The organism is Hydrogenophaga sp. IBVHS1 (assembly GCF_002127265.1).
GTDB lineage: Bacteria > Pseudomonadota > Gammaproteobacteria > Burkholderiales > Burkholderiaceae_C > Hydrogenophaga.
Genome location: NZ_NFUU01000001.1, coordinates 2,687,348 through 2,708,301, shown reverse-complemented (window position 1 = coordinate 2,708,301; position 20,954 = coordinate 2,687,348). Strand labels below are relative to the sequence as shown.

The 20,954-nt window shown below is 67.6% G+C and carries 25 protein-coding genes; 6 read left to right on the top strand and 19 right to left on the bottom strand.

The window, feature by feature from the left end; genetic code table 11:
* Positions 1 to 10: 10 nt before the first annotated feature.
* The 8 genes from CAP37_RS13070 to CAP37_RS13035 are packed head-to-tail and all read right to left on the bottom strand — an operon-like array spanning position 11 to position 7,172.
* Positions 11 to 415: a Na+/H+ antiporter subunit G gene (locus CAP37_RS13070; protein WP_086124561.1), complete on the bottom strand. Its 405-nt coding sequence runs from the start codon at positions 413 to 415 to the stop codon at positions 11 to 13.
* Positions 412 to 690 (bottom strand): K+/H+ antiporter subunit F, encoded by a 279-nt coding sequence (locus tag CAP37_RS13065; RefSeq protein WP_086124560.1) that lies wholly within the window; start codon positions 688 to 690, stop codon positions 412 to 414. Before CAP37_RS13065 ends, CAP37_RS13070 begins: the two co-directional genes overlap by 4 nt.
* Positions 687 to 1,178, bottom strand: coding sequence for a Na+/H+ antiporter subunit E (locus tag CAP37_RS13060; protein WP_086124559.1), 492 nt, complete (start codon positions 1,176 to 1,178; stop codon positions 687 to 689). Before CAP37_RS13060 ends, CAP37_RS13065 begins: the two co-directional genes overlap by 4 nt.
* Positions 1,175 to 2,875, bottom strand: coding sequence for a monovalent cation/H+ antiporter subunit D (locus tag CAP37_RS13055; protein ID WP_086124558.1), 1,701 nt, complete (start codon positions 2,873 to 2,875; stop codon positions 1,175 to 1,177). Before CAP37_RS13055 ends, CAP37_RS13060 begins: the two co-directional genes overlap by 4 nt.
* Entirely contained in the window at positions 2,872 to 3,228 is a 357-nt protein-coding gene (locus tag CAP37_RS13050) for a Na+/H+ antiporter subunit C (protein ID WP_086124557.1), read from the bottom strand. The genes CAP37_RS13055 and CAP37_RS13050 overlap by 4 nt, the downstream gene beginning before the upstream one ends.
* Positions 3,228 to 6,176 (bottom strand): monovalent cation/H+ antiporter subunit A, encoded by a 2,949-nt coding sequence (locus tag CAP37_RS13045; RefSeq protein WP_218776868.1) that lies wholly within the window; start codon positions 6,174 to 6,176, stop codon positions 3,228 to 3,230. Before CAP37_RS13045 ends, CAP37_RS13050 begins: the two co-directional genes overlap by 1 nt.
* A gap of 37 nt (positions 6,177 to 6,213) precedes the next feature.
* Complete coding sequence (gloA, locus tag CAP37_RS13040; protein WP_086124555.1) at positions 6,214 to 6,624, bottom strand: lactoylglutathione lyase; 411 nt, start codon at positions 6,622 to 6,624, stop codon at positions 6,214 to 6,216.
* A 5-nt stretch (positions 6,625 to 6,629) separates the two neighbouring features.
* On the bottom strand, positions 6,630 to 7,172 hold the full coding sequence (locus CAP37_RS13035; protein WP_086124554.1) for a PaaI family thioesterase: 543 nt from the start codon (positions 7,170 to 7,172) through the stop codon (positions 6,630 to 6,632).
* A 49-nt stretch (positions 7,173 to 7,221) separates the two neighbouring features.
* On the opposite strand from CAP37_RS13035, the gene CAP37_RS13030 reads away from it, so the two are divergent.
* Together CAP37_RS13030 and CAP37_RS13025 are read left to right on the top strand one after the other, a co-directional pair.
* Positions 7,222 to 7,686 carry a MarR family winged helix-turn-helix transcriptional regulator gene (locus CAP37_RS13030; protein WP_086124553.1) on the top strand — a complete coding sequence of 155 codons (465 nt, stop codon included), beginning with the start codon at positions 7,222 to 7,224 and terminating at the stop codon, positions 7,684 to 7,686.
* Positions 7,676 to 8,908 (top strand): MFS transporter, encoded by a 1,233-nt coding sequence (locus CAP37_RS13025; protein WP_086124552.1) that lies wholly within the window; start codon positions 7,676 to 7,678, stop codon positions 8,906 to 8,908. Before CAP37_RS13030 ends, CAP37_RS13025 begins: the two co-directional genes overlap by 11 nt.
* A gap of 7 nt (positions 8,909 to 8,915) precedes the next feature.
* Here the strand turns inward: CAP37_RS13025 and CAP37_RS13020 are convergent, their stop codons facing one another.
* Together CAP37_RS13020 and CAP37_RS13015 are read right to left on the bottom strand one after the other, a co-directional pair.
* Positions 8,916 to 9,710 carry a hypothetical protein gene (locus CAP37_RS13020; RefSeq protein ID WP_086124551.1) on the bottom strand — a complete coding sequence of 265 codons (795 nt, stop codon included), beginning with the start codon at positions 9,708 to 9,710 and terminating at the stop codon, positions 8,916 to 8,918.
* Between the two features lies 1 nt (position 9,711).
* Complete coding sequence (locus CAP37_RS13015; RefSeq protein WP_086124550.1) at positions 9,712 to 10,212, bottom strand: RNA polymerase sigma factor; 501 nt, start codon at positions 10,210 to 10,212, stop codon at positions 9,712 to 9,714.
* Between the two features lie 111 nt (positions 10,213 to 10,323).
* Here CAP37_RS13015 and CAP37_RS13010 point away from each other — a divergent pair, with 111 nt between their 5' ends.
* The gene (locus tag CAP37_RS13010; protein WP_086124549.1) at positions 10,324 to 11,679 is read left to right on the top strand and encodes a S8 family serine peptidase; all 1,356 of its coding nucleotides are present in this window, start codon (positions 10,324 to 10,326) and stop codon (positions 11,677 to 11,679) included.
* A gap of 4 nt (positions 11,680 to 11,683) precedes the next feature.
* On the opposite strand, the gene CAP37_RS13005 is transcribed toward CAP37_RS13010, so the two are convergent.
* Together CAP37_RS13005 and CAP37_RS13000 are read right to left on the bottom strand one after the other, a co-directional pair.
* Complete coding sequence (locus tag CAP37_RS13005; RefSeq protein WP_143435939.1) at positions 11,684 to 12,436, bottom strand: hypothetical protein; 753 nt, start codon at positions 12,434 to 12,436, stop codon at positions 11,684 to 11,686.
* Positions 12,433 to 13,137, bottom strand: coding sequence for a DUF6065 family protein (locus tag CAP37_RS13000; protein ID WP_086124547.1), 705 nt, complete (start codon positions 13,135 to 13,137; stop codon positions 12,433 to 12,435). The genes CAP37_RS13005 and CAP37_RS13000 overlap by 4 nt, the downstream gene beginning before the upstream one ends.
* Before the next feature lie 15 nt (positions 13,138 to 13,152).
* Between CAP37_RS13000 and CAP37_RS21730 the strand changes: the two genes are divergently transcribed.
* Positions 13,153 to 13,671 carry a hypothetical protein gene (locus CAP37_RS21730; RefSeq protein ID WP_179190204.1) on the top strand — a complete coding sequence of 173 codons (519 nt, stop codon included), beginning with the start codon at positions 13,153 to 13,155 and terminating at the stop codon, positions 13,669 to 13,671.
* Between the two features lie 197 nt (positions 13,672 to 13,868).
* Here CAP37_RS21730 and CAP37_RS12990 read toward each other — a convergent pair whose 3' ends face one another.
* From CAP37_RS12990 to CAP37_RS12970, 5 genes are all read right to left on the bottom strand, one after another.
* The gene (locus CAP37_RS12990) at positions 13,869 to 14,654 is read right to left on the bottom strand and encodes an SDR family NAD(P)-dependent oxidoreductase (RefSeq protein WP_086124987.1); all 786 of its coding nucleotides are present in this window, start codon (positions 14,652 to 14,654) and stop codon (positions 13,869 to 13,871) included.
* Positions 14,655 to 14,676: 22 nt separating this feature from the next.
* Entirely contained in the window at positions 14,677 to 15,453 is a 777-nt protein-coding gene (locus CAP37_RS12985; RefSeq protein ID WP_086124546.1) for an ankyrin repeat domain-containing protein, read from the bottom strand.
* Positions 15,453 to 16,016 carry an RNA polymerase sigma factor gene (locus CAP37_RS12980; RefSeq protein ID WP_086124545.1) on the bottom strand — a complete coding sequence of 188 codons (564 nt, stop codon included), beginning with the start codon at positions 16,014 to 16,016 and terminating at the stop codon, positions 15,453 to 15,455. The genes CAP37_RS12985 and CAP37_RS12980 overlap by 1 nt, the downstream gene beginning before the upstream one ends.
* A 27-nt stretch (positions 16,017 to 16,043) precedes the next feature.
* A complete protein-coding gene (locus CAP37_RS12975) occupies positions 16,044 to 16,835 on the bottom strand; it encodes a hypothetical protein (protein ID WP_086124544.1) in 792 nt (263 codons plus the stop codon).
* A gap of 101 nt (positions 16,836 to 16,936) precedes the next feature.
* Entirely contained in the window at positions 16,937 to 17,869 is a 933-nt protein-coding gene (locus CAP37_RS12970) for a LysR family transcriptional regulator (RefSeq protein WP_086124543.1), read from the bottom strand.
* A gap of 201 nt (positions 17,870 to 18,070) precedes the next feature.
* Here CAP37_RS12970 and CAP37_RS12965 point away from each other — a divergent pair, with 201 nt between their 5' ends.
* The gene (locus tag CAP37_RS12965; protein ID WP_086124542.1) at positions 18,071 to 18,502 is read left to right on the top strand and encodes a DUF4148 domain-containing protein; all 432 of its coding nucleotides are present in this window, start codon (positions 18,071 to 18,073) and stop codon (positions 18,500 to 18,502) included.
* Here the strand turns inward: CAP37_RS12965 and CAP37_RS12960 are convergent.
* Together CAP37_RS12960 and CAP37_RS12955 are read right to left on the bottom strand one after the other, a co-directional pair.
* Positions 18,487 to 19,830, bottom strand: coding sequence for an ATP-binding protein (locus tag CAP37_RS12960; RefSeq protein ID WP_086124541.1), 1,344 nt, complete (start codon positions 19,828 to 19,830; stop codon positions 18,487 to 18,489). The two genes, CAP37_RS12965 and CAP37_RS12960, sit on opposite strands and share 16 nt — an antisense overlap.
* Entirely contained in the window at positions 19,827 to 20,489 is a 663-nt protein-coding gene (locus tag CAP37_RS12955; protein WP_086124540.1) for a response regulator transcription factor, read from the bottom strand. Before CAP37_RS12955 ends, CAP37_RS12960 begins: the two co-directional genes overlap by 4 nt.
* Before the next feature lie 73 nt (positions 20,490 to 20,562).
* On the opposite strand from CAP37_RS12955, the gene CAP37_RS12950 reads away from it, so the two are divergent.
* Positions 20,563 to 20,946, top strand: coding sequence for a hypothetical protein (locus CAP37_RS12950; protein ID WP_086124539.1), 384 nt, complete (start codon positions 20,563 to 20,565; stop codon positions 20,944 to 20,946).
* The last annotated feature ends 8 nt before the right edge of the window (positions 20,947 to 20,954 follow it).

The following is a 20,954-nucleotide window of genomic DNA, read 5'->3' as shown; positions in this document are numbered from 1 at the left end:
CGGGGCTTTCTCAGGGCGTGCGGGCCTTCTGCTCCTGCTGCGCCTCCGGCGGCGCTGCCACATCGTGAATCAGCGAAGGCGGGATGTCGTCATGCCCTGTGTCTTGTGACGTGCGGCGCCGAAAAAGCTCGGTGCGCGCCAGCAAGATGGTGGTGACCGGCACCGTGAGTGCGAGAAAAATGATGATCAGCCAGGCGTGCAGCGCGAGCTTTTCGTCCTGCGCTGAAAAATAGACGATGGTGGCCAGCGTGACGCACCAGGCCGAAAAGCTGAAGGCGAGTGCCGGTGGATGCATGCGCTGGAAGAAGCTCTTGAACCGGATGACACCCACGGCCGCCGAGAGCGTGAACACCCCGCTGAGGGCGAGCAGCAGGGAGACCGACCATTCCACCCAGATGGAAAGTGGTGTGCTCATTCGATCACCTCACCACGCAGCAGGAATTTCGCCATCGCCGCCGAACTCACGAAGCCGAAGATGGAGATGAGCAGCGCGGCTTCGAAGTACACCGCGCTGCGGTAGCGAATGGCCAGCACCATCAGCATGAGCATGACGATGGTGCAGATCAGGTCCATGGCCAGCACGCGGTCTTGCGCCGAGGGCCCGCGAAACAGGCGCAGCAGCGTCAGGCCCATGGCCAGTGAATAGCAGGACAGCGTGAAGACGATGGCGGAAAACAGCACCGTGCTCATTCAAAGATCTCCATCAGGGGGCGTTCGTAGCGGCGCTTGATCAGCTCGATCTCTGCCTGCGCGTCTTTCATGTCGAACAGGTGCACCAGCAGGGCGCTGCGGTCCAGCGCCAGCTCGGACCAGATGGTGCCCGGGATCACACACATGATGGCCGCGAGCACGGCCAGGCCATTCGCGTCGCGCAGGTCCAGTGGCACAACGACAAAGCCGCCCTGTGGCACCCGGTTCGTGGGAGCGATGGTTCCGCGCAGCACGCGCAGGTTGGAGGCGATCACGTCTGCGCCGACGGCGATGAACAGGCGCAGCGCGGTCATGGGGTGGCTGAACCGCACCGGCGTGGGGCGCAGCGAATGGGTGAGGTAGGGCACCAGCCAGGCCAGCAGCACACCCATGATCCACTGCCCGAGACCGAAACTGCCGTTCAGCAGCATCCAGAGCGCCACCAGCGCAAGAGAAAGAATCGGCGACGGAAAGATGCGGCGGATCATCGGCTGATTCCCGGTGGCGGCACGCCCAGGCGTTCGGCGTTGGTGGGGGTGACCAGCGGGCGTGCGGAAAAAACCGCGTCGATGTAACCGCGCGGGTGGTACAGCGCGGCGGCGGTGGCGCTGGTGTAGCGCATCACCACCTCGGCGCGCACGGTGAAAAGCACGCACAGCGCCACCAGCAGCGCAATGGGCAGGAATTCGATGACGCGCAGGACCGGTGCAGGGCGATCCACGGGCGCCCAGAAGAAGCGGATGCCGGCGCGCGAAAGGGCCGTGAGCGCGAACAGGCCCGAGGCGATCAACAGCGACAGGAAGACCCAGTTCGAGGTGGGCAATGTGCTGGCGGGCGACTGCAGCAAGGTGGAGAGCATGGCGAACTTACCCACGAAGCCCGAGAGCGGCGGCAGACCTGCCAGCAGGAGCGTGCAGAAGACGAATGCCATGCCCAGCAACGCGGTGGAGGCCGGGATGGCGCGGCCAACCAGGGGTTCTTCGTCTTCGTCCAGGTTGGCGCCATGCAGTTCGAGCTCTGCCAGCGAGAAGGGCAGGTTGTCTTCTTCGTCTTCCGGCGCTCTCTCACGCTCGGGATCGTCCTGGCGTGAGCGGTCCAACAGTTCAATCAACAGGAAAAACGCGGCCACCGCGAAGGTGGAGACGGCCAGGTAGTAGAGCGCACTGGCGGTGACATCGGGCCGCGCCAGCCCCAGCACCGCCATGATCGTGCCGGACGACACGATGACCGCGAAGCCCCCCAGGCGGGCGGGGCGTTGCGTGGCCAGCATGCCGATGGCGCCAAACGCGAGGGTTGCCATGCCGCCCCACAGCAGCCAGTCGCTGCCGAAGCCTGCGGACTCGCCCGCGTCTTCCGAAAACAGCAGGGTGGACAGGCGCAGCAGCACGTAAATGCCGACTTTGGTGAGCAGGGCAAACACGGCGGCCGATGGCGCGCTTGCGCTCGCGTAAGCGGGTACGAGCCAGAAGTTGAGCGGCCACATGGCTGCTTTGGCGAGGAAGGCCGCGGCCAGGATGGCGCAGCCGGCGTGCAGGAGCACGCGGTCGCTGGCCGCCACCTCGGGGATGCGCAGGGCCAGGTCCGCCATGTTCAGCGTGCCCGTGACGCCATAGAGGAGCGCGGCGCCCACGAGGAACAGCGAAGACGCGACAAGGTTGATGGTGATGTAGTGCAGCCCGGCCTTGACGCGTGCCGGCCCGGAGCCGTGCAGCAGCAGGCCGTAGGACGCGGCGAGCATGACCTCGAAGAACACGAAGAGGTTGAACAGGTCGCCGGTGAGGAAGGCACCGTTCAGTCCCATGATCTGGATCTGGAAAAGCGGATGGAACTGGGCGCCCGCCTTGTGCCAGCGCGCCAGCGCAAACAGCAGGGCCATCAGCACCACCAGCGCGGCCACGAAGATCATCAGGGCGGAGAGGCGGTCGAGCACCAGCACGATGCCGAACGGCACATCCCAGTTGCCGGGCAGATAGACGCCGTAGTCGCTGGTCTGCACGTCGTCCTTGGCCCAGAACAGCAGCAGCACCGCCACCCCCAGGTTGGCGGCAGTGGCCAGCAGGCCGAAGGTCGCCTTGATGCGATGCCGGCGCTCGCTGAGGAGCATGAGCACACAGGCCGACAACAAGGGCAGCAGGATGGGCACCGCGATGAGGTGCGGCATGAGGGCGTCGGCCAGTTCGATCATGGGCCGCGTTCCTCGTCGTCGTCGCGCCCGTCCACGTGGTCGTTGCCCGAGAAGCCCCGCTGCGCCAGCATCACCACCAGAAACAGCGCGGTCATGGCGAAGCCGATGACGATGGCGGTGAGCACCAGTGCCTGGGGCATCGGGTCGGCGTAGTTCAGCAGATTGGGTGCCATGCCCGGCAACAGCACGGGTTCGCTGTCAACCGCCAGGCGCCCCATGCTGAAGATGAAGAGGTTCACGCCATAGCCCAGCAGGCACAGGCCCATGATGACCTGGTAAGTACGTGGCCGCAGCATGAGCCACACGCCGCAGGTGGTGAGCACGCCGATGGCAATGGCCAGCACGATCTCCATCAGGCTTCTCCCGGCACCTGGCCGCCAGCATCGCGGGTGTCGGACGTTACGCGGCGGTGGCCGCGCACCGACTGGTGGCCCAACGCCGTGAGGATGAGCAGGGTGGCGCCCACCACCAGGGTGAAGACGCCGATGTCGTAGAAGAGCGCGCTGGCCACGTGCATCTCGCCCAGCAGCGGCAGGGTGAAGTGCGCCGTGTGCGTGGTGAGGAACGGGTAGCCCATCACGATGGCGCCCAGGCCCGTGGCGGTGGCGATCAGCAGACCGGCGGAAATCCAGCGCACGGGGGGCAGGCGCATGTTGGCCTCAACCCACTGTGTGCCCGACACGATGTATTGCAGGATGAACGCGGTGGACACCACCAGACCGGCAACGAAGCCGCCGCCCGGTTCGTTGTGGCCACGCATGAAGAGGTAGACCCCGATCACCCCTGCGATCGGCAGGATGAGGCGCACCAGCACCGCCGGCACCAGCAGGTAGCCGTGCGCGGTGTCTGCCACGGTTTGCGCGTTCACGAGATCGGTTGCCAGGTCGGCCGGCAGGGCGCGTTGCTGGGAAGGCAGGTCCATGCTTTCGGGGGCGGGGCGGAAACGCCGCAGCAGCGCATACACCGTGAGCGCCACGATGCCGAGCACGGCGATCTCGCCCAGGGTGTCGAATCCCCGGAAATCCACCAGCATCACATTGACGACATTGGTGCCCCCGCCTTCGGGCAAGGAGCGGTCCAGGAAGAAAGGAGAAATGCTCTTGGGAAAGCTGCGCGTCATGACGGCGTAGGACAGCGCAGCCATGCCGAAACCGGCGGTCAGTGCCAGCAGCAGATCGCGGCCACGGCGCACGCGTGTCTGCACGCGCCTGCGCAGCGCCAGCCTGCGATCAACCGCCTCCGACCGCTTGGGCAACCAGCGCAGACCCAGCAGGATCAGCACTGTGGTGACAGCCTCCACGGACAGTTGTGTCAAGGCGAGATCTGGCGCGGAGAACCACGCAAAGGTGACGACCGTGACCAGGCCCGAGACGCTCAGCAGTGCCAGGGCGGTTAGCCGGTGGTACTTGGCCTGCCACGACGCCCCAATGGCGGCGCCCACGCCCACCATCCACAGCAGCGCGAACATGGGCGAGAAGGGCAGTGAAGGGCGGTTGCCGACCGCGAGCCATTCGGTGATGTGCACCATGCGCACGCTGGCCAGTGCGGCGAGCACGGTGACCCCCACCAAGAGCAGAACCTGCATCTGCAGCCGCCGCGTGGCGAGCAAGCGCATGGCCTGGCGGCTGGCGCCGGTCAGCAGTGCCAGCAGCCCTTCAAACACACGCTTGCCGCTGACCAGACCGAGCACCGGTGTGCGCGTGATGCGCCCGTCTTCCAGGGGCTTGCGCAACAACAGGAAGAGCGCAATGCCACCCGCCATGGCAAGCAGGCTCATCCACAGCGGCAGGTTGAAACCGTGCCACACCGCGAGATCGAACTCCGGCAGCATGCCGCCCACCACGGGTGTGGCGGCGGCCGCAAGAATGGCGTGGATGGACCACTGCGGCAGCACGCCCACCACCAGACAGACCAGCACCAGCAGCTCGATGGGCACGCGCATCCAGTGGGGCGGCTCGTGCGGCATGCGCGGCAGTTGTTTGCAGGTGTCCGGGCCGAAGAAGACATCGACAATGAAGCGCAGCGAATAGGCCACGCTGAGCGCGCCAGCGATCACGGCGGCGACCGGCAGCAGCTGCTCGAACCAGGGCGCCGCATTCACGAACACGGCTTCGGTGAAGAACATTTCCTTGGAGATGAACCCGTTGAGCAGCGGCACACCGGCCATGGCCGCCCCCGCCACCATGGTGAGCGTGGCGGTGATCGGCATGTAGCGCCGCAAGCCACTGAGCCGGCGGATGTCGCGCGTGCCGGTTTCGTGGTCGATGATGCCCACCGCCATGAACAGCGACGCCTTGAAGGTGGCGTGGTTGATGATGTGAAAGACGGCGGCCACAGCAGCCAGCGGGCTGTTGAGGCCGAGCAGTGTGGTGATGAGGCCCAGGTGCGAGATCGTCGAGTACGCGAGCAGGCTCTTGAGGTCGCGCTGGAAGGTCGCCGCGAACCCGCCGATGAGCAGCGTGATCAGGCCCGAGCAGGTCACGATCCAGAACCATTGATCCGTACCGGCCAGCACCGGCCACAGCCGCGCCAGCAGGAACACACCCGCCTTCACCATGGTGGCCGAGTGCAGGTAGGCGGACACCGGCGTGGGTGCAGCCATGGCGTGAGGCAACCAGAAGTGAAAAGGGAACTGAGCGCTCTTGGTGAGCGCGCCCAGCAGCACCAGCACCAGCGCCGTGCTGTAGAGCGGGTGTGCCCGCACCAGGTCGCCTGCGCCAAGCACCACGTCCAGGTCGTAACTGCCCACGATGCGTCCGAGCACCAGCACACCGGCCAGCAGGCACAGGCCGCCAGTGCCGGTCACGGTGAGGGCCATGCGCGCGCCGCGCCGCGCGTCCTTGCGGTGGTGCCAGTAACCGATCAGCAAGAAAGAAAACACGCTGGTGAGTTCCCAGAACACAACCAGCTGGATCAGGTTGCCCGAAAGCACCACGCCGCTCATGGAGCCCATGAAGGCGAGCAGCAGCGAGAAGAAGCGCGGCACCGGATCGGCGGGCGACATGTAGTAGCGCGCGTACAGCACCACCAGCGCGCCGATGCCCAGCACCAGCATGGAGAACATCCACGCGAACCCGTCCATGCGCAGCACGAGGTTCAGGCCCAGCGAGGGCAGCCACACGATCTCCTGCCGGATGACGACACCGGTGGACACCTCCGGAAACAGCATGGCCGCCTGCACGGCACAGAACAACGCAATGGCGCCGGCGAGGGTGGATTCGGTGTTGCGCGCGTTGGAAGGCAGCAGCGCTGCGATCAGGCTGCCTGCAAAAGGGAGAAGGACGAGGGTGAGAAGCGGCAGGTTCATCGCCGCTTGAGTTTACGTGTGGAGGAGCGCGTCAACGCAGGCCTGCGCCGCCCGCGCTTTCCGCGCGCTGGATCAACTCGATCTTGTAGCCATCGGGGTCGGTGACGAAAGCGATGACGGTGCTGCCGCCCTTCACCGGCCCGGCCTCGCGGGTCACGTTGCCACCGGCGGCCTTGATCTTTTCGCAGGCGGCGTAGGCATCGGGCACGCCCAGCGCGATGTGGCCGTAGGCCGTGCCCATGTCGTAGGACTCGGTGCCCCAGTTGAACGTGAGTTCGATCTCCGCCTGCGCCGGGTTGCCCTCGTAACCCACGAAGGCCAGCGAGTATTTGTAGTCGGGGTTCTCCGAGGTGCGCAGCAGTTGCATGCCGAGCACCTGCGTGTAGAAATCGATCGATCGCTGGAGGTTGCCGACGCGCAGCATGGTGTGGAGGATTCGCATGGGCGCTATTTTGCGGGCATCTCGAAAACCAGGCAGGTTGTCGTGGCATGCGCGTAGAGCTTGCCATCGGCGCCGACGATGCGGCCCTCGGCGGTGGCCAGCTGCCGCCCGGCGTGCACCACGGTGCCGATGGCGCGCAGCGGGCCGCTCTTGAAGGAAGCGGCGCGCACGATGTTCACGCTCAGTTCTGCCGTGGTGTAGGCGCGGCCTGCCGGCATCACGGTGTGAATCGCGCAGCCCACCGCCGAATCGAGCAGGGTGGCGTACCAGCCGCCGTGCACCGAGCCCAGTGGGTTGTAGTGCTTGAGCTGGGGCGTGCCCTGGAACACAGCCCGACCCTCGCCGATTTCCACCAGCGAAAAATCCATGGTGTCGGCGATGTGCGGGTAGGGCGACCTGCCCTCGAGCATGGCCTGCATCTGCTGCAGGCCATTCAGACCGGCAAAGTCGGCCGGGCTCGCCAGGCCGGGGCCAGCGCCGGCTTTCATGCGCTGCACCGTCTCTTCGTACGCGCGGTTCCAGAGCTCCAGGGTTTCTTCCGTCGTCATGGCATGTCCTCAGGTTTGCAGATGCAATCATTGTAGATACAATAATCTGATGGCCATCGACACCCAGGCGACAACGCCAACCCCATCGGGCTGCACCAACTTCAAGTTGCGCCAGCTCACCCGACGCGTCACGCAGCACTACGACCAGCACCTTGCGGGCGCGGGACTGAAGATCACACAGTATTCGTTGCTCGCCCACGTGGACCGGCTTGGCCCGCTGGCCCCTGGGGAGCTGGCGCGGCGCATGGACATGGGCGCCTCCACGCTCACGCGCAACCTGCAGCCTATGGTGGCCGCTGGCTGGCTGGAAATGGGGGCGGGGACCGACGCTCGCAGCCGCCTCGTGCACATCACCGAAGCCGGGCGCGAGATGCGACGGCAGGCACAGCGCCGCTGGAAGGCCGCGCAACTGGCGTTGAACGACAAGCTGGGCCTCGCCACGGTGGCCGCCCTTCACGATCTGCTGGACCAGGGTCTGGCCGCATTCCACGAAGAGGACACGCATGAAAGCTGAAACACCCCCCTCACACCAGCCGATGGTCTGGTGGCTCGTGCTGCTGGCCGCTGCCGGCGCCTTCGCGCTCACCATGGGCACGCGCCAGACCATGGGTTTCTTTCTCTCGCCGCTGAACACGGCCACTGGCCTCGGCGTGGGCAGCATCAGTCTGGCGTTTGCGTTCGGGCAACTGTGGTGGGGGCTCACGCAGCCTTTCGCCGGGGCCGTGGCCGACCGTGTGGGCGCCGGGCGCGTGCTGCTGGTGGGCATTGCGCTGGTGGCGCTGGGCACCTTCATCACGCCGTTCATGACCACCACCTGGGGCCTGATCCTGGCCATTGGCGTGCTGGCGGCGGGCGGTGCCGGCATGGCGGGGCCCTCGGTGCTGATGGCCGCCACCGCGCGGCTGATTCCCGCCGAGCGACGTGGCATGGCCACCGGCATCGTGAACGCGGGTGGTTCGTTCGGGCAGTTCGTCATGGCGCCGGTGGCCGCCGCGCTGACGCTCGGTCTGGGCTGGGCCAACGCCTTGCAGGTGCTGGGTCTGATCGTGCTGCTGGCGCTGCCGGCAGCCTGGGTGCTTCGCGGCCCGGGCCCGGCCGCCAAAGCCGGCGCTGCCCCGGCACCTGTGGCCTTGCCCGCGCGCGAGGCGATCGGCAAGGCCTTGAAGAATCCCAGCTACCTGCTGCTCTCGGCCGGCTTTTTCGTCTGCGGTTTTCACGTTGCTTTTCTCGCTACGCACCTGCCCGGCGTGGTGGCGGCCTGCGGTCTGCCCGCGCCGGTGGGCGCCTGGGCGCTCGGCATCATCGGCCTGTTCAACATCATCGGCAGCCTGGCCATGGGCTGGGCCGTGGGCCGCTGGCGCATGAAATCGCTGCTCTCGCTGGTGTACGCCACGCGCGCCCTTGCCGTGCTGGTGTTCCTGCTCGCGCCCAAGACCGAGGCGGTGATGCTGACCTTTGCGGCGGTGATGGGCCTGACCTTTCTTTCCACCGTCCCGCCCACCGTGGGCCTGGTGGCCAAGTTCTTCGGCACCGGCAACATGGCCATGCTGTTCGGCATCGTCATGCTCTCGCACCAGGTCGGCGGCTTCCTGGGGGCGTGGCTCGGTGGTCAGGTGTTCGAGTCCACCGGCAGCTACGACTGGATCTGGTACATCGACATCGTGCTCGCCGTGGGTGCGGCGCTGATCCACCTGCCGATCCGCGAGGCGCGCGTGGTGAGAGTGCAGCCGGCCTGAAGCCCGCTCAGGGCTGCCAGCCGCGCGCGATCTGCGCCATTTCCTCGGCCGGCTCCAGGGCCGGCTGCTGCACACGCTGGCGCAGGAAGGTGTCGGCCGCTTCGTGCTGGCGGTCGCTGGCAGTCTGGTAGGTCGACGCGCCGCCATCGGCCTCCCGCTCCTCGGCCAGCAGAAAGTCCAGTTGCCACTCACCCGCGGGCGTTCGGCAGGCAATGCCCAGCTCGTCGCGCGTGCCGCGTGGTGTGGTGCGGTTGAATTCGCGGCAGTGGCCACCACCGGTCTGCTCGAAGCTGGCCAGAATTTCCACCGCGCCGCTGGCGGTGCGCAGCACGCGCCCGCTCGGCGAGACCTCGAGCGCCAGCGCAAGCGAGGGATCGACCACGGGCTGGCCTTCGCGCAAGCTCCAGCGCACGTCTTCTGAAGTTTGCAGCACCTGCCAGCTCAGCACGGCGCCCACCGCCAGCAACACCACCGAAGCCAGCACCGGCCAGACGCGCGGCCTCGGGGATGCACCGAAGAACCGCCACAGCCACGGCGAGGCGGGTCGCGCCGCGCCGCCCGCCGGTGGCCGATGCGCACGCGGGTCGGGGGCGCGCCAGATGGCAGCGATCAGCGAAGGCGGTACCGGCTCCAGCAGCACCGCGTCGAAGCTGCGGCGGGCCATTTCGCCGCTGTCCACCAGCGCCTGCAGTCGCTCGCGCAACGCCTCGCTTTCGGCCAGGGCCTGTTCCACCGGGCCGTAGTCCGAATCAGGCAGCTGCCCGTCGAGGTAGGCGATCAGGGTTTGATCATCGATGTGCATGTCAGTCTCCTTTCCCGGAGAGCGCGTTGGCCAGTTTGATTCGTGCGCGCGCCAGCCGGCTCATCACCGTGCCGGCGGGAATGCCGAGCGCCTGCGCCGCTTCCTGGTAGGTGAGCCCATCCACGGTGACCAGCATCAGCACCTCGCGCTGGTCCTGGGGCAGGCGCTGCAGCGCGTCGCGCACGGCACGCAGTTCGCTGCGCCGCTCCACCACCTGGCGACCGTCTTCACCGGTCTGCTCGGGCAGCGCGTCGCTGTTGGCGTCGGTCTTGTGCCGCTGGCGCGCGCGGTACTCGTCGAGCCAGGTGGTCTGCACAATGCGGAACATCCAGCTCGCCAGGTTGGTGTCGGCCTGGTACTGGTGCCAGCGCTCCAGCGCTTTCAGGCAGGCCGACTGCACCAGGTCGTCGGCCTGCTGGCCGTCGCGCGTGAGCCCGTGGGCAAAGCGGCGCAGGCGCGGCAGCAGGCTGATGATCTGGGCGCGGGGGTCGGTGTCGGACATGGTGTTGCAAGGGACAACGCCTGGCGCATGGTTTTATTCCCTTGCAGCGGAATACCGGGAGCCGGGGTGCGTTGTACGCTATGCCGATGTTGCACCAACTGCCTTGACCCCTTGTCTGTCTGTCGAAACTCCTGGCGCCGCGCGCTGATCCTGCTGCTGGCCCTGCACGCTTTCGCGCCGGGTGCCTGGCCCTGGGCGGAGCACGGGCCTGGCGTGGCTTGGGCGCAGGCGGATGGCGGTGACGACGGGGATGATGGTGACGATGGGGACGACGGCGATGGTGGCGGCTCCAGTGGCGGAGCAAGTGCCGACGGGGGTGGCGTCGACGCCGGCGGTCAGGAGCTCGACCCCGGACCGCGCGAGCCCGCGTTGCCGGTGCTGGCGGGGCAATTCGTGGTGGACGAACTGATTGCGCTCAACCCGAGCCCGGCTGCCCTGCAGCGCGTCCGGCAGTGGGGAGCCCGTGTGGTGCAGAGCAGCGAGCAGACCAGCCTGGGCTTGCGTGTGGTGCGGCTCAAACTGCCGCCGGGCCTTGACGCACGCACCGCTCGCGACATCGCAAGCGAACGAGATCCTGGCGTGTTTGATCTTCACCACCAGTACCGGCTGGCGCAACCCGCACAAGAGACTTCAAAGGCTTGCGAGGGACCGAGCTGCGCGGCCATGGCAGGCCTGGACTGGCCGGCCGATGCGGCGCGCTGTGGGCGCGAGCAGGTCATCGGCATGGTGGACGCCGAGGTGGCGACCGACTTGCCCGCCTTGCGCGGCGCGGACCTTCGCACGCGGCGCTTCATCGAAGCCGGGCGCGAGCCCTCCGATGCCGGACACGGCACTGCCGTGGCGACCTTGCTGGTGGGGCAGCCCGGCGGGGGGCTACCGGGTCTGGTGCCGCGCGCACGGTTGCTGGCGGCGGTGCCCTTCTTCCGGCGGCCTTCGGGCGATGTCGCCGCCGATGCCCTAGGCCTGGTGCGCAGCCTCGACTGGCTGGTGGCCGAACGCGTGCAAGTGATCGGCATGAGCCTGACCGGTCCGCCCAATCTGGTGCTGGCTGGCGCCATTGCTCGCGCCCAGGCGCGCGGCGTGGTGGTGGTGGCGGCGGTGGGCAACGGCGGGCGCAACGCCGAACCCGCGCACCCCGCTGCGCTCGCGGGCGTGATCGGCGCAACGGCGGTGTCGTCCGATCGCCGCATCTACTGGCGCGCCCAGCAAGGGGATACGGTGGACTTCGCGCTGCCCGGCGTGGACTTGCCCACCGCCGATGCAGCGGGCGCCGTGCGTCCCCGCAGCGGCACGTCTTACGCCGTGCCTTTTCTGGTGGCGAAGCTGTCGCAATCGCTGCAAGAGGGCCGGCTCACTCGCGCCGACTGGCTCGCCGGCGGCACCGTGCCAGTGGCCGACCTCGGTGCACCCGGGCGCGACGCGGTGTTTGGATGGGGCATGCCCCGCGTGCCGCTGCGCTGCGGTTGAGGCTTCAGGGCGCGGCCGACTGCGCCAGCCGCTGCAGAGCGGCAGCAATGCGCGGTGGGGTGGCCAGCGCGGCGGGCAGGGCCGCTGCCAGCGTGGCCTGGCGTGCACGCCCGCCTTCAAACCAGGTGCGTCGCACGTAGTGCCCGAGGGACGGCGCGTAGTCCCAGGTCACTGTCTGCAACGGCAGAAAGAGGCCGGGCCGGTACGCCTTGCACACCACATGAAAGGTTTCAAAGTCGCCCGCGGGCACCGAGCTCAGGCGCGCGTCCTGCACCTCGCAGTCCCAGCGCAGCCGGGCGGTGATCTCGCGGTCCACGGTGGGCAACCACGTCACCCGCGTTTCCTCGAAGCTCACCTGCTTGCCCACACTCAGCGGCCACAGCGCACCAGGCTGGCCGTCGAGCGTGCTGCGGTGGCGCTGCTGGGCTCGCGTCTGTTCGAGCAGGGGTGCGAAGAAATCGCGGCTGGATCGAAAACGCTCGCCGTCGGTGGTGGACCAGGTCAGCGCGGTGGGCGTGACCGCCGCCACGCGCCGCACCGACGACGCGCCATACACATAGGTATCGCCCACCCGCACCGTGGGACGCGGGGCCGGCGGCAGTTCGATGGCCACCGCCTGCACGCCTGGCGTTGGGGTGAGGGAATCCAGCGCCTCCTGCAGACCACCGGCAGGCAGTTGCGCGCATCCACCCGCTGCCAGGGTGAGCGACGCAAGGAGCAAGCGAAGCGACAGCGTGGCCATGCGCAGTGTGCTCAACGCTTCTCGCGTGCTTCCTGTCGGTACCAGCCGTCGCCAGCACCCGTGGCACGCTGAATGCGGACGCGCTCCAGCGCTTCGGCTTCGGTCTCAGCGCGCACCTCGCCGGGCAGTTGCAGGTCGGCGCGGCGAAACGGAATCACCTGCACCAGCGGCGTGCCTTTCTCCAGCGAATAGAGGCCATCGGCCGCGATGGCGAAAAACGGGAAATGGATCAGCGAGGTGTATTCGTCGGTGTCGACCACGCCAGCGGCGATCTCGACCACCCCGTTGGGCTGGTTCATCGGGGGAATGAACAGGCAGCTCCAGCCCTTGGGCGTGCGGATGGTCCAGTGGTTGTGAAACTTGCACGGCGGGCGCGGCTGCATGGGGTGGCCGGCCACCTGGTAGGGGTGGTGGTTGCTCACCATGGCGCGATCAAAATCCCAGCCGGTGTTCACGGTCTGGCCGTTGTCGGTGATCTCGATGCGCACCGTGGCCGCCAGCGGCAGGATCCAGCCGGTCATGAGCGCATCGAGGAACGGCATGCAGCGTTTGACCGTGAGCGCGTTGTCGGTGGTGGACAGGCGCTGTTTGTCCACCGGCGCCAGCCGCTTGAACCAATCGGGCAGCGCCTCGCGCGCCGGCACCGGGGCAGCGATCACACCCAGGTCTTCCGGGGCGCAGAGGAATTCAATCTTCGGTTCGGGCTCGCCAGTCATGCGGTGGGGGCTTTCATGCGGTTGCCGCAGGATAGCGCGGCTCAGCGGCTGCTGTTGCTGCTGCTGTTGGAACTGGAGTTGGACGAGCTGTTGTTGCTGCTGTTGCTGTTGGACGAACGGCTCCTGGGCTGGCTAGGTGCCACGCCGACGGCTCGCGCAGCGCGGTTCACACCGTTTTCCCATCCGCGGAAGAACCCATGCACCGCAGAATCCGCGCGCCCACCGTTGGCGCTGCTGTTCGAGTTGCGGTTGCTCGATGAATTCGAGCTGCTGTTGTTGGAAGAGTTCGACGACGAATTGCTCGAAGAATTGTTTGAAGAGTTGTTCGAGGAGTTCGAGGACGAGTTGCTGGAGGAATTGCTGGACGAGTTCGACGAGGAATTGGAGGAAGAATTCGAGGATGAATTTCCCGACGAGTTGGAACTGCTGTTCGAGCTGCTGTTGCCCGCGCTGAATTTGAGCGGGGACACGCTTTTCAGCACGTCTTGCGCCGCTTCGGTGAGCGCGCGCGCCGACCCCAGGCTCTGGGCCTGAGCCGCGCCACCACCAACAAGACCGGCCACCGCCGTCACGATCACACCCAGTTGTTGTTTCATCAGCATCCTCTTTGCAGGTTGGTTGGGAACATCCCGGTGCACGTCGGTGAGACGGTCACCCGAGCCTGATCCGACAACGCAGCGAAGGTGCTGCGTATTCCCGCGTGCAAGGTAAGCAGGTGTAAGGCTGCCGGCTCAGACCGGCACGGTGTAGTTCAGCGTCATGCGCCCGCCATCGACCGTGACGATCTCGCCGGTCACGTAGCTGGCGGCATCGCTGGCGAGCCAGGCCACCACGTCGGCGATCTCACCCGGCTCGCCCAGGCGCTTCATGGGCGTGCGGCTGAGGATGCGGTTCTTGGCGTCCTCGCTGGTGAGCACGGCCCTGGCAGCGAGTTCGGTGGCAATGGTGCCCGGTGCCACCGCGTTGACGCGCACGCCCCGGTCGGCCAGCGCCAGTGCCATCACGCGCGTGAGCTGGTTGATGCCGCCCTTGCTCACGTTGTAGCTGGCGATGCTGGGGATGGCGAGCACGCCATTGACCGAGCTCATGTTGACGATGCTGCCGCCGCCCGTGTCCACCATGGCGCGCGCCACCGCCTGGCCCATGAGGAAAGCTCCCTTGAGGTTCACGCGCAGCACGGCGTCGAAGTCGGCCTCGGTGATGTCGAGAAAATCCGCCGCCTTGAAGATGCCGGCGTTGTTCACCAGCACGTCGATGCGGCCGTGCGTTTGAAGGGTGCGCGCCACGGCGGCGTCCACATCGGGTTTGTGGCCCACGTCGCCGTGCAGGTAGAGCGCGCCCATCTCGGCGGCCAGCGCCTCTCCGCGCGCATCGGCCAGGTCGACCAGCACCACCTTCGCGCCCTCACGGGCGAAGCGGCGCACGCAGGCTTCCCCAATGCCTTGCGCGCCGCCGGTGACGAGGACCACGCGGCCCTGGTGGCCGAAGTGCACGGGGGAGGGGGTAGCGGTGTTCATCTGCCGCATGGTAGCGGCAGCTTCAGCGCGGCGGCGCGGTGGCGGCTTCCAGCAGGGGCAGCAGCGCGAGGTGGCCCGCCTCGCGCGCCAGATCGGCGGCACTGCGGCCCTCGCGATCGCGGCGCAATGGGTCGGCGCCAGCGTCGAGCAGCCGCCGCACCTGCGCCGCGTCGCCTTGCAGCGCAGCGCGCATGAGCGCGGTGCGACCTTGCGCGTCGGCCGCGTTCACGTCGATCTCGCGCGCCAGCGCCGCTCGGGATTCCGATCGGGCCTGTGAGGTGGCCGCCGGCGCACGCTCGGGCAGGGCGTCGGCGCTGCGCTCCTGGGCCTGCGGGGCGGTGGCCGGAACGGATGGAGCAGGAGCGGGCGCCTGTGGGGGTGTGGGCGTGGCGGGTTCGGCGGCCCGCATGCGCGGTGGCGGTGGTGGTGGCGGAGGCTGTGCAGGGGCGGGCGGTGCAGCGGGTTTCGCGGTCACTGGTGGCGCTGCCTGTTGGGGCGCAGCAGAAGGAGCCGTGGCGGCGGGCGCGGCCGGGGCCAGCACCGCTTCGCGTTCTTCCGGTGTGCCGCGATCGAACTGCAGCACCACCAGCGTGGCCAGGCCCAGCACCGCCAGTCCACCCAGCGCACGCCAGCGCCAGAAAGCGTCGTTGGCCACCGGTGGACGGGCCTCGCCGGGCAATGAAGTCGCGGTGGCGCGCGCGCGCGCCAGCACGTTGTCGCGCACGCTGTCCGCGGGTCTTGCTGGATCCAGCGCGTTGGCCTCGCGGTAGCGTTCGAGCAAGGGATCTTTGGGTGTCATCACAGGGTCTCCAGCAATTGGCGCAGGCGCTCGCGCGCGTAGCGCAGGCGGCTTTTGGCCGTCTCGTGGGTCACACCGGTGGTTTCGGCGATCTCGGCCACGCTCATGCCGCCTTCGGCCTGCAGCAGAAAGGCCTCGCGCTGAAGCGGAGGCAGCTCGGCCAACGCGTCGAGCAGGGCCTGCGCCTGTTCGCGCGATTGCAGTTGCCGCACCGGGCCAAAGCCCGAATCCGCCGCCAGCGTGTCGGCGAGCGCGGCGCCTTCCTCCGTTTCGGCGTCCAGGCTGGTGTGGTGCTTTTGTGTGCGCCAGTGGTCCACCACGCGGTGGTGTGCCAGTGTGAAGAGCCAGGTTCTGAACTTCGCGCGCGGTGCGTATTGCGGTGCGTGGCGCAGCAAGGAAAACCACACGTCCTGCACCAGGTCGTCGGCCAAAGCGCTGTCGCGCACGCTGCGCTGCACGAAGCGCCACACCGGCAGGGCGTGGCGGTCGTACAGCGTTTCAAACGCACGCGCGTCGCCGCCAGCATAGGCCAGCATCAGCGCTTCGTCGGCGGGCTCAGTCATTCCCGCGATTATGGTTGCCGGGTCCTTTCAGTTCGGGTCCGGCGTGTAGCCAGGCGACACGCTTCCCGGGAAGGGATTCGGCCTCGGCGGCATGGCCTGCGTTGGAATGACACCCATCGCCACCAGGTTCTCCCGGCTGTCGTAGCGGATGCGAATGAGTTCATCGGGGCGCTGGCTGCGACGCTCGAACGTGGTGTGGCCGACCACCGAGGTCTCGCGCTCACCATGGCCGGTGCCCAGGCGCGGGCGGGCCGCCATGTCGGCGGCGCTGGCGGGCGCGGACGACCGGCTCTCCTGCGCCGCGCTCTGCTCGCGCTGCACCGGTGAGGGCGCGATGGGGGGGGGTGGTGGAGGCAAGGGCTTCTCGCGAAATACAGCCACGCCGATCACGCCCACATGCGCCGGCCGGCCGGTGCGCTCGGCGTAGGAATCGGTGGAGGCGGTGAAGTGAAACGCGGCCACCTCGCTGTCGCTCTTGCGCCAGCCGTTGATGGCGTGCTGCTGCCAGGGCGAGAGCACGTAGCCGGTCTGCTGCCAGGTGGCGGTCTCGCCCGAAACCACGTTGATGCCGTCGACCGACACCACACTGAGCACGCGGCCGGGTGTGGCGTTGCGCACCGAGACCGCGTAGCGCGCACCGGGCCGGCCCGCCACCCAGTGTTCGCCCCGGTGGCGGTAGACGGTGAGCGTCTCGCCGCTGTCGCGGTCGATGACCTGCACTTCGGCCTGGCTGCCCACGGCGTGGACAGGCAGGGCGGCCAGTGAGGCCAGTGCAACGAGCAAAGAGAGGGTGGCGCGGGCGGCAGGCAGGGGTTTCATGAAGGCTCCAGATAAAGAGGATGGAACCGGTTGAAACGAACCAGAGTGCCCGACGGGGTGGACCGCACCTCGCGAAGTTGTAACGGCCTGTGAGGCCCCTTTCAGCAGCTCTCGCAGGTGGCCAGCGCGCTGCCCACCCGAATCCGCGTCTGCTCGGTGAGGTAGTCGAGAAACACCTGGGTGCGCCGAGGCATGAACTTGCGGCTGGGCAGGGCCGCGTACATGGTGAGGCGGCCGGTGATCCAGGGGTTGAGCACACGAACCAGGTCGCCGTTCTGCAGCAGGGGCGCCGCCAGCTCCACCGTGGTCGAGGTGATGCCCGCGCCATCGAGCGCCGCGTGCATGAGGGTGTCGTTGTGGTTGGCCCACAGCACGGGCTGCACGTCGATGTCCACGTGGCGGTCCAGCTCCAGCGCGTGCAGCAGGCGCCAGTTGCGGCTGCGCCCGGTGGTGGGTTTCAGGCGCAGGCAGTCGTGCTGGCTCAGGTCCTCCGGCGTCTGTGGCGTGCCCTTGCGTTTCAGGTAGCTGGGTGAAGCCAGCAGAATGGCTTCAGTGGAAATCACCTTGCGGGCGATCACGTTGGCGTCAAAGCTGTCGCTCGCGCCCATGAGCGTGATGTCGTAATCCTCGATCGGCGGCTCGCGGTGCGACTCGACATCGATGTCGAGCAGGATCTTGGGGTAGGCCTGCCGGAAGCCGCTCACCAGTGGCGCGAGCACGTGCGTGGCCAGCACGGGCGGCGCCAGCAGGTGCAGCACCCCGGCCAGTTCGCTGGTGTGCGAGCTCACAAGTGCATGGGCCTCGTCCAGCTCCAGCAGGATCAGGCGCACGCGATCCAGGTAGGCGTCGCCTGCCTCGGTGAGCGAGACGCGCCGCGTGGTGCGATGCAGCAGCCGCGTGCCCAGGTGCTCCTCCAGGTCGGCCACCAGGCGCGTCACCACCGCGGGCGACATGTCCAGCGCGCGGGCCGCGGCCGCGAAGCCACCCTCGTCGATCACTTTCTGAAAGGCGCGCATCGAAGAAAGGCGGTCCATGGGGCATCTCGGGTGGTTTCGAATCGGCCCATTGTTGCTGAAACAGAAACATAGCAATGGCAATAGGGTTGTTTTTCTTCGGAATCAGAAACTTTAAAGTTCACCCATCGATGCAGACCCACCCGGTTCAGTGGCATCGAAGCCAGGCAGGTCACCACCAGTGACCGTCCGGCATGTTCAACCTACCCAAGGAAAAATGTCATGAAAAACACCCGTCTCTCCGTTGTGGCCATCGCGCTCTCTACCCTCGTTGCCGGCCACGCGCTGGCCGCCGAACCCACCGTGGGCAAAACCCGCGAGCAAGTCCGTGCCGAGCTGGCCCAGGCCCAGCGCAACGGCGACCTGATCGCCAATGGCGAATCCGGCCTGCGCTTCAACCAGCTCTATCCGCAGCAATACGCACAGCCTGCGGTGGTGTCCAAGAGCCGCTCGCAAGTGCAGGGCGAGCTGGAAGAAGCCCGCGACAACGGCACCCTGATTGCCGACGGCCAGACCGGCGCTACCGCCCGCGAACTGGCGCCCCAGCGCTATGTCGCCCAGCGCAAGACCCGCGAGGAAGTCCGCGCGGAAGTGCGCGAAGCCCTGCGCAACGGCAGCCTGCACCCCATCGGCAACGACTACCCGGTGAACTGATCGACGCGAGGTGTTCGGTGCACCGGCAGGTGCACCGACACCGACAGCCCGCCGCCCGGGCTGTCCGACAGCTCGATGGCCCCCCCGTTGTGCTCGGCGATCTGCGTGACGATCGCGAGCCCGAGACCACTGCCGGTGCTGTCTTGCGGATTGAGACGGACAAACCGGTGCATCGCGCGCTCTCTCTCGGCCTGGGCAATGCCTGGGCCGTTGTCGTTCACGGTGAGCGTGACACGTTCGCCGGCCTGCCGCACGCGAATGTCGACCCGGCTGCCCACGGGGGTGTGGCGCAGCGCGTTGTCCACCAGGTTGTTCAGCAGCACGCGGAAGTCTTCCGGGTCCATGCACACGGTGGCCGCGTCGCTCGCCTCCAGACCCAGATCGACGTCGCGTGCGTCGGCCCGTGCGGAGAACGCACCCACCACCTCGGCGGCCAGCTGGTCGCAGCGAAACGGCGTGGCGTGGCGTTGGTGCACATCGGGTTCGAGCCGGGCCATCTGCAGCAGTTGCGCCACCAGGTGCGTGCTGCGTTCAATGCCTTTGTCGAGTTCGTCCAGCGCGGCTTCGCGGTGCACATCGTCTGAACGGCGCGCCAGCTGAGCCTGCAGCTTCACCGCAGCGAGCGGCGTGTTGAGCTCGTGCGCGGCGTCGGCCAGCACCTGGCGCTGGCGCGCCAGCAGACCACCCAGCCGCTCCAGCAACTGGTTCAGCGCTCTGGCCAGGGGCGCCAGCTCTTTCGGAAGATCCTGCGTCGGCACGGGCTGCAGATCCTGTTCGTCGCGCCGGCGGATGTCGCGCCCCAACGTGTCCAGCGGCGCAAGCGCACGGCTCACTGCCGCGTGGATCAACGCGCTCAACACCAGCACCAGCAAACCAGTTGGCACCAGCAGCCAGGGCACCAGCGCGGCAAAACTGCTGGCTCGGTCGCTCGAGGTTTTGGCCACCTGAATCCGTTGCTCCCGATCGACCAGGGTGAAGACATGCCAGGATTCGCCCGACCAGGCCACTTCGTGGAAGCCGGCCTCTTGCAAAGGTGGGCCGGTGCCGTCCACCGAGCTGTAAAGAATCTCTCCCGTGGGAGACCAGATCTGGCTGATGAAGCCGCCCAGGTCGTTGGCGGTGTTGGATGCAGCGGGCGGATTCGTGGCCCAGGAGCCGGGCCGCACGCCATGGCGCACCACCGAGTGGGCAATCTGCTCCATGGCCAGATCGCGCTCCCGGTTGAACGCCTGCCAGGCCAGCTGGTAGGTCAGGGCGCTGACGAGGACGCAGGTGATGACCAGCGCGGTGATCTGCCAGAACAGCAATCGCTGGCGGATCGAGTTCATGCCACCTCGACCAGCTTGTAGCCCACCCCGCGCACGTTCTTGATCCACGCGCTGCCGAGCTTGCGGCGCAGGTGGTGCACGTGCACCTCGACGGCGTTGCTGGCCAGTTCATCCTGGCTGCCGTAGAGCCGGATCTCCAGCTGTTCCCGGGAAAGCACGTTGCCGGGCCGCTCCATCAGAGCGAGCAGCAGGTCGTATTCGCGCGTGGACAGGCTCACCGAGTGGTTGTCGAGCAGGGCTTCGCGCCGCGCCGGCCGCATGATCAGCCGCCCCAGCTGCAGCTCGGATGCCGCGCGGCCATTGACGCGCCGCCCCAGGGCGTGCATGCGTGCCACCAGTTCGTCGAGGTCGAACGGTTTGGTGAGGTAGTCGTCGGCGCCCAGGTTCAGGCCGGCCACCCGATCACCCACCGCGTCGCGGGCCGACACCACCAGCACGGGGACCGACAGGTGTTCCGCGCGCAGCCAGTGCAGCAGCTGCAGCCCGTCCTGCCCGGGCAGGCCGATGTCGAGCAGCAACAGATCGTAGGCCTGACTCTGCAGCGCAGCCTGCGCCTGCAGGCCATCCCGCACCCACGACACGGAAAATCCCGCCATGCGCAGTCCGCGGTCCATGCTGACGCCCAGCATCGTGTCGTCTTCAGCAAGCAGTACCTTCATGGGGCGCTAGTGTGAGCGAAAAGACCGCCGGCTTCTCTGGTACAACACCTGACCGTTTTTCCGGAGATCGACCTTGAGCACGTTTCTGCAAGTGGTTCTGTACACCGACGCCGATGGGCGAGCCCGGTTCCGGGAGGACGCGATCGCACTGGACGGGGGCACGCCCGCCGCCAGGCTTTCGGCCTTGCTGCCCGCCTCCGCGTGCCAGTTGCGCGAGAGCCCGGTGGGCTTTCGCAGCGAATTCCATTGCACCCCCGCGCCGCAGTGGCTGTTCGTGCTGCAAGGCTGCATGGAGATCGGCCTGCAGGATGGCAGCTGGCGCGCGTTCGGCGCTGGCCAGCATTTCTATTCGGCCGACACGCTGCCCGAAGGAGAAACCTTCAACCCGGCCTTGCACGGCCACCGCAGCCGGCAGGTGGGAGCCGAGCCACTGGTGACGCTGTTCGTGCGGGCTTGAAGCCTGCC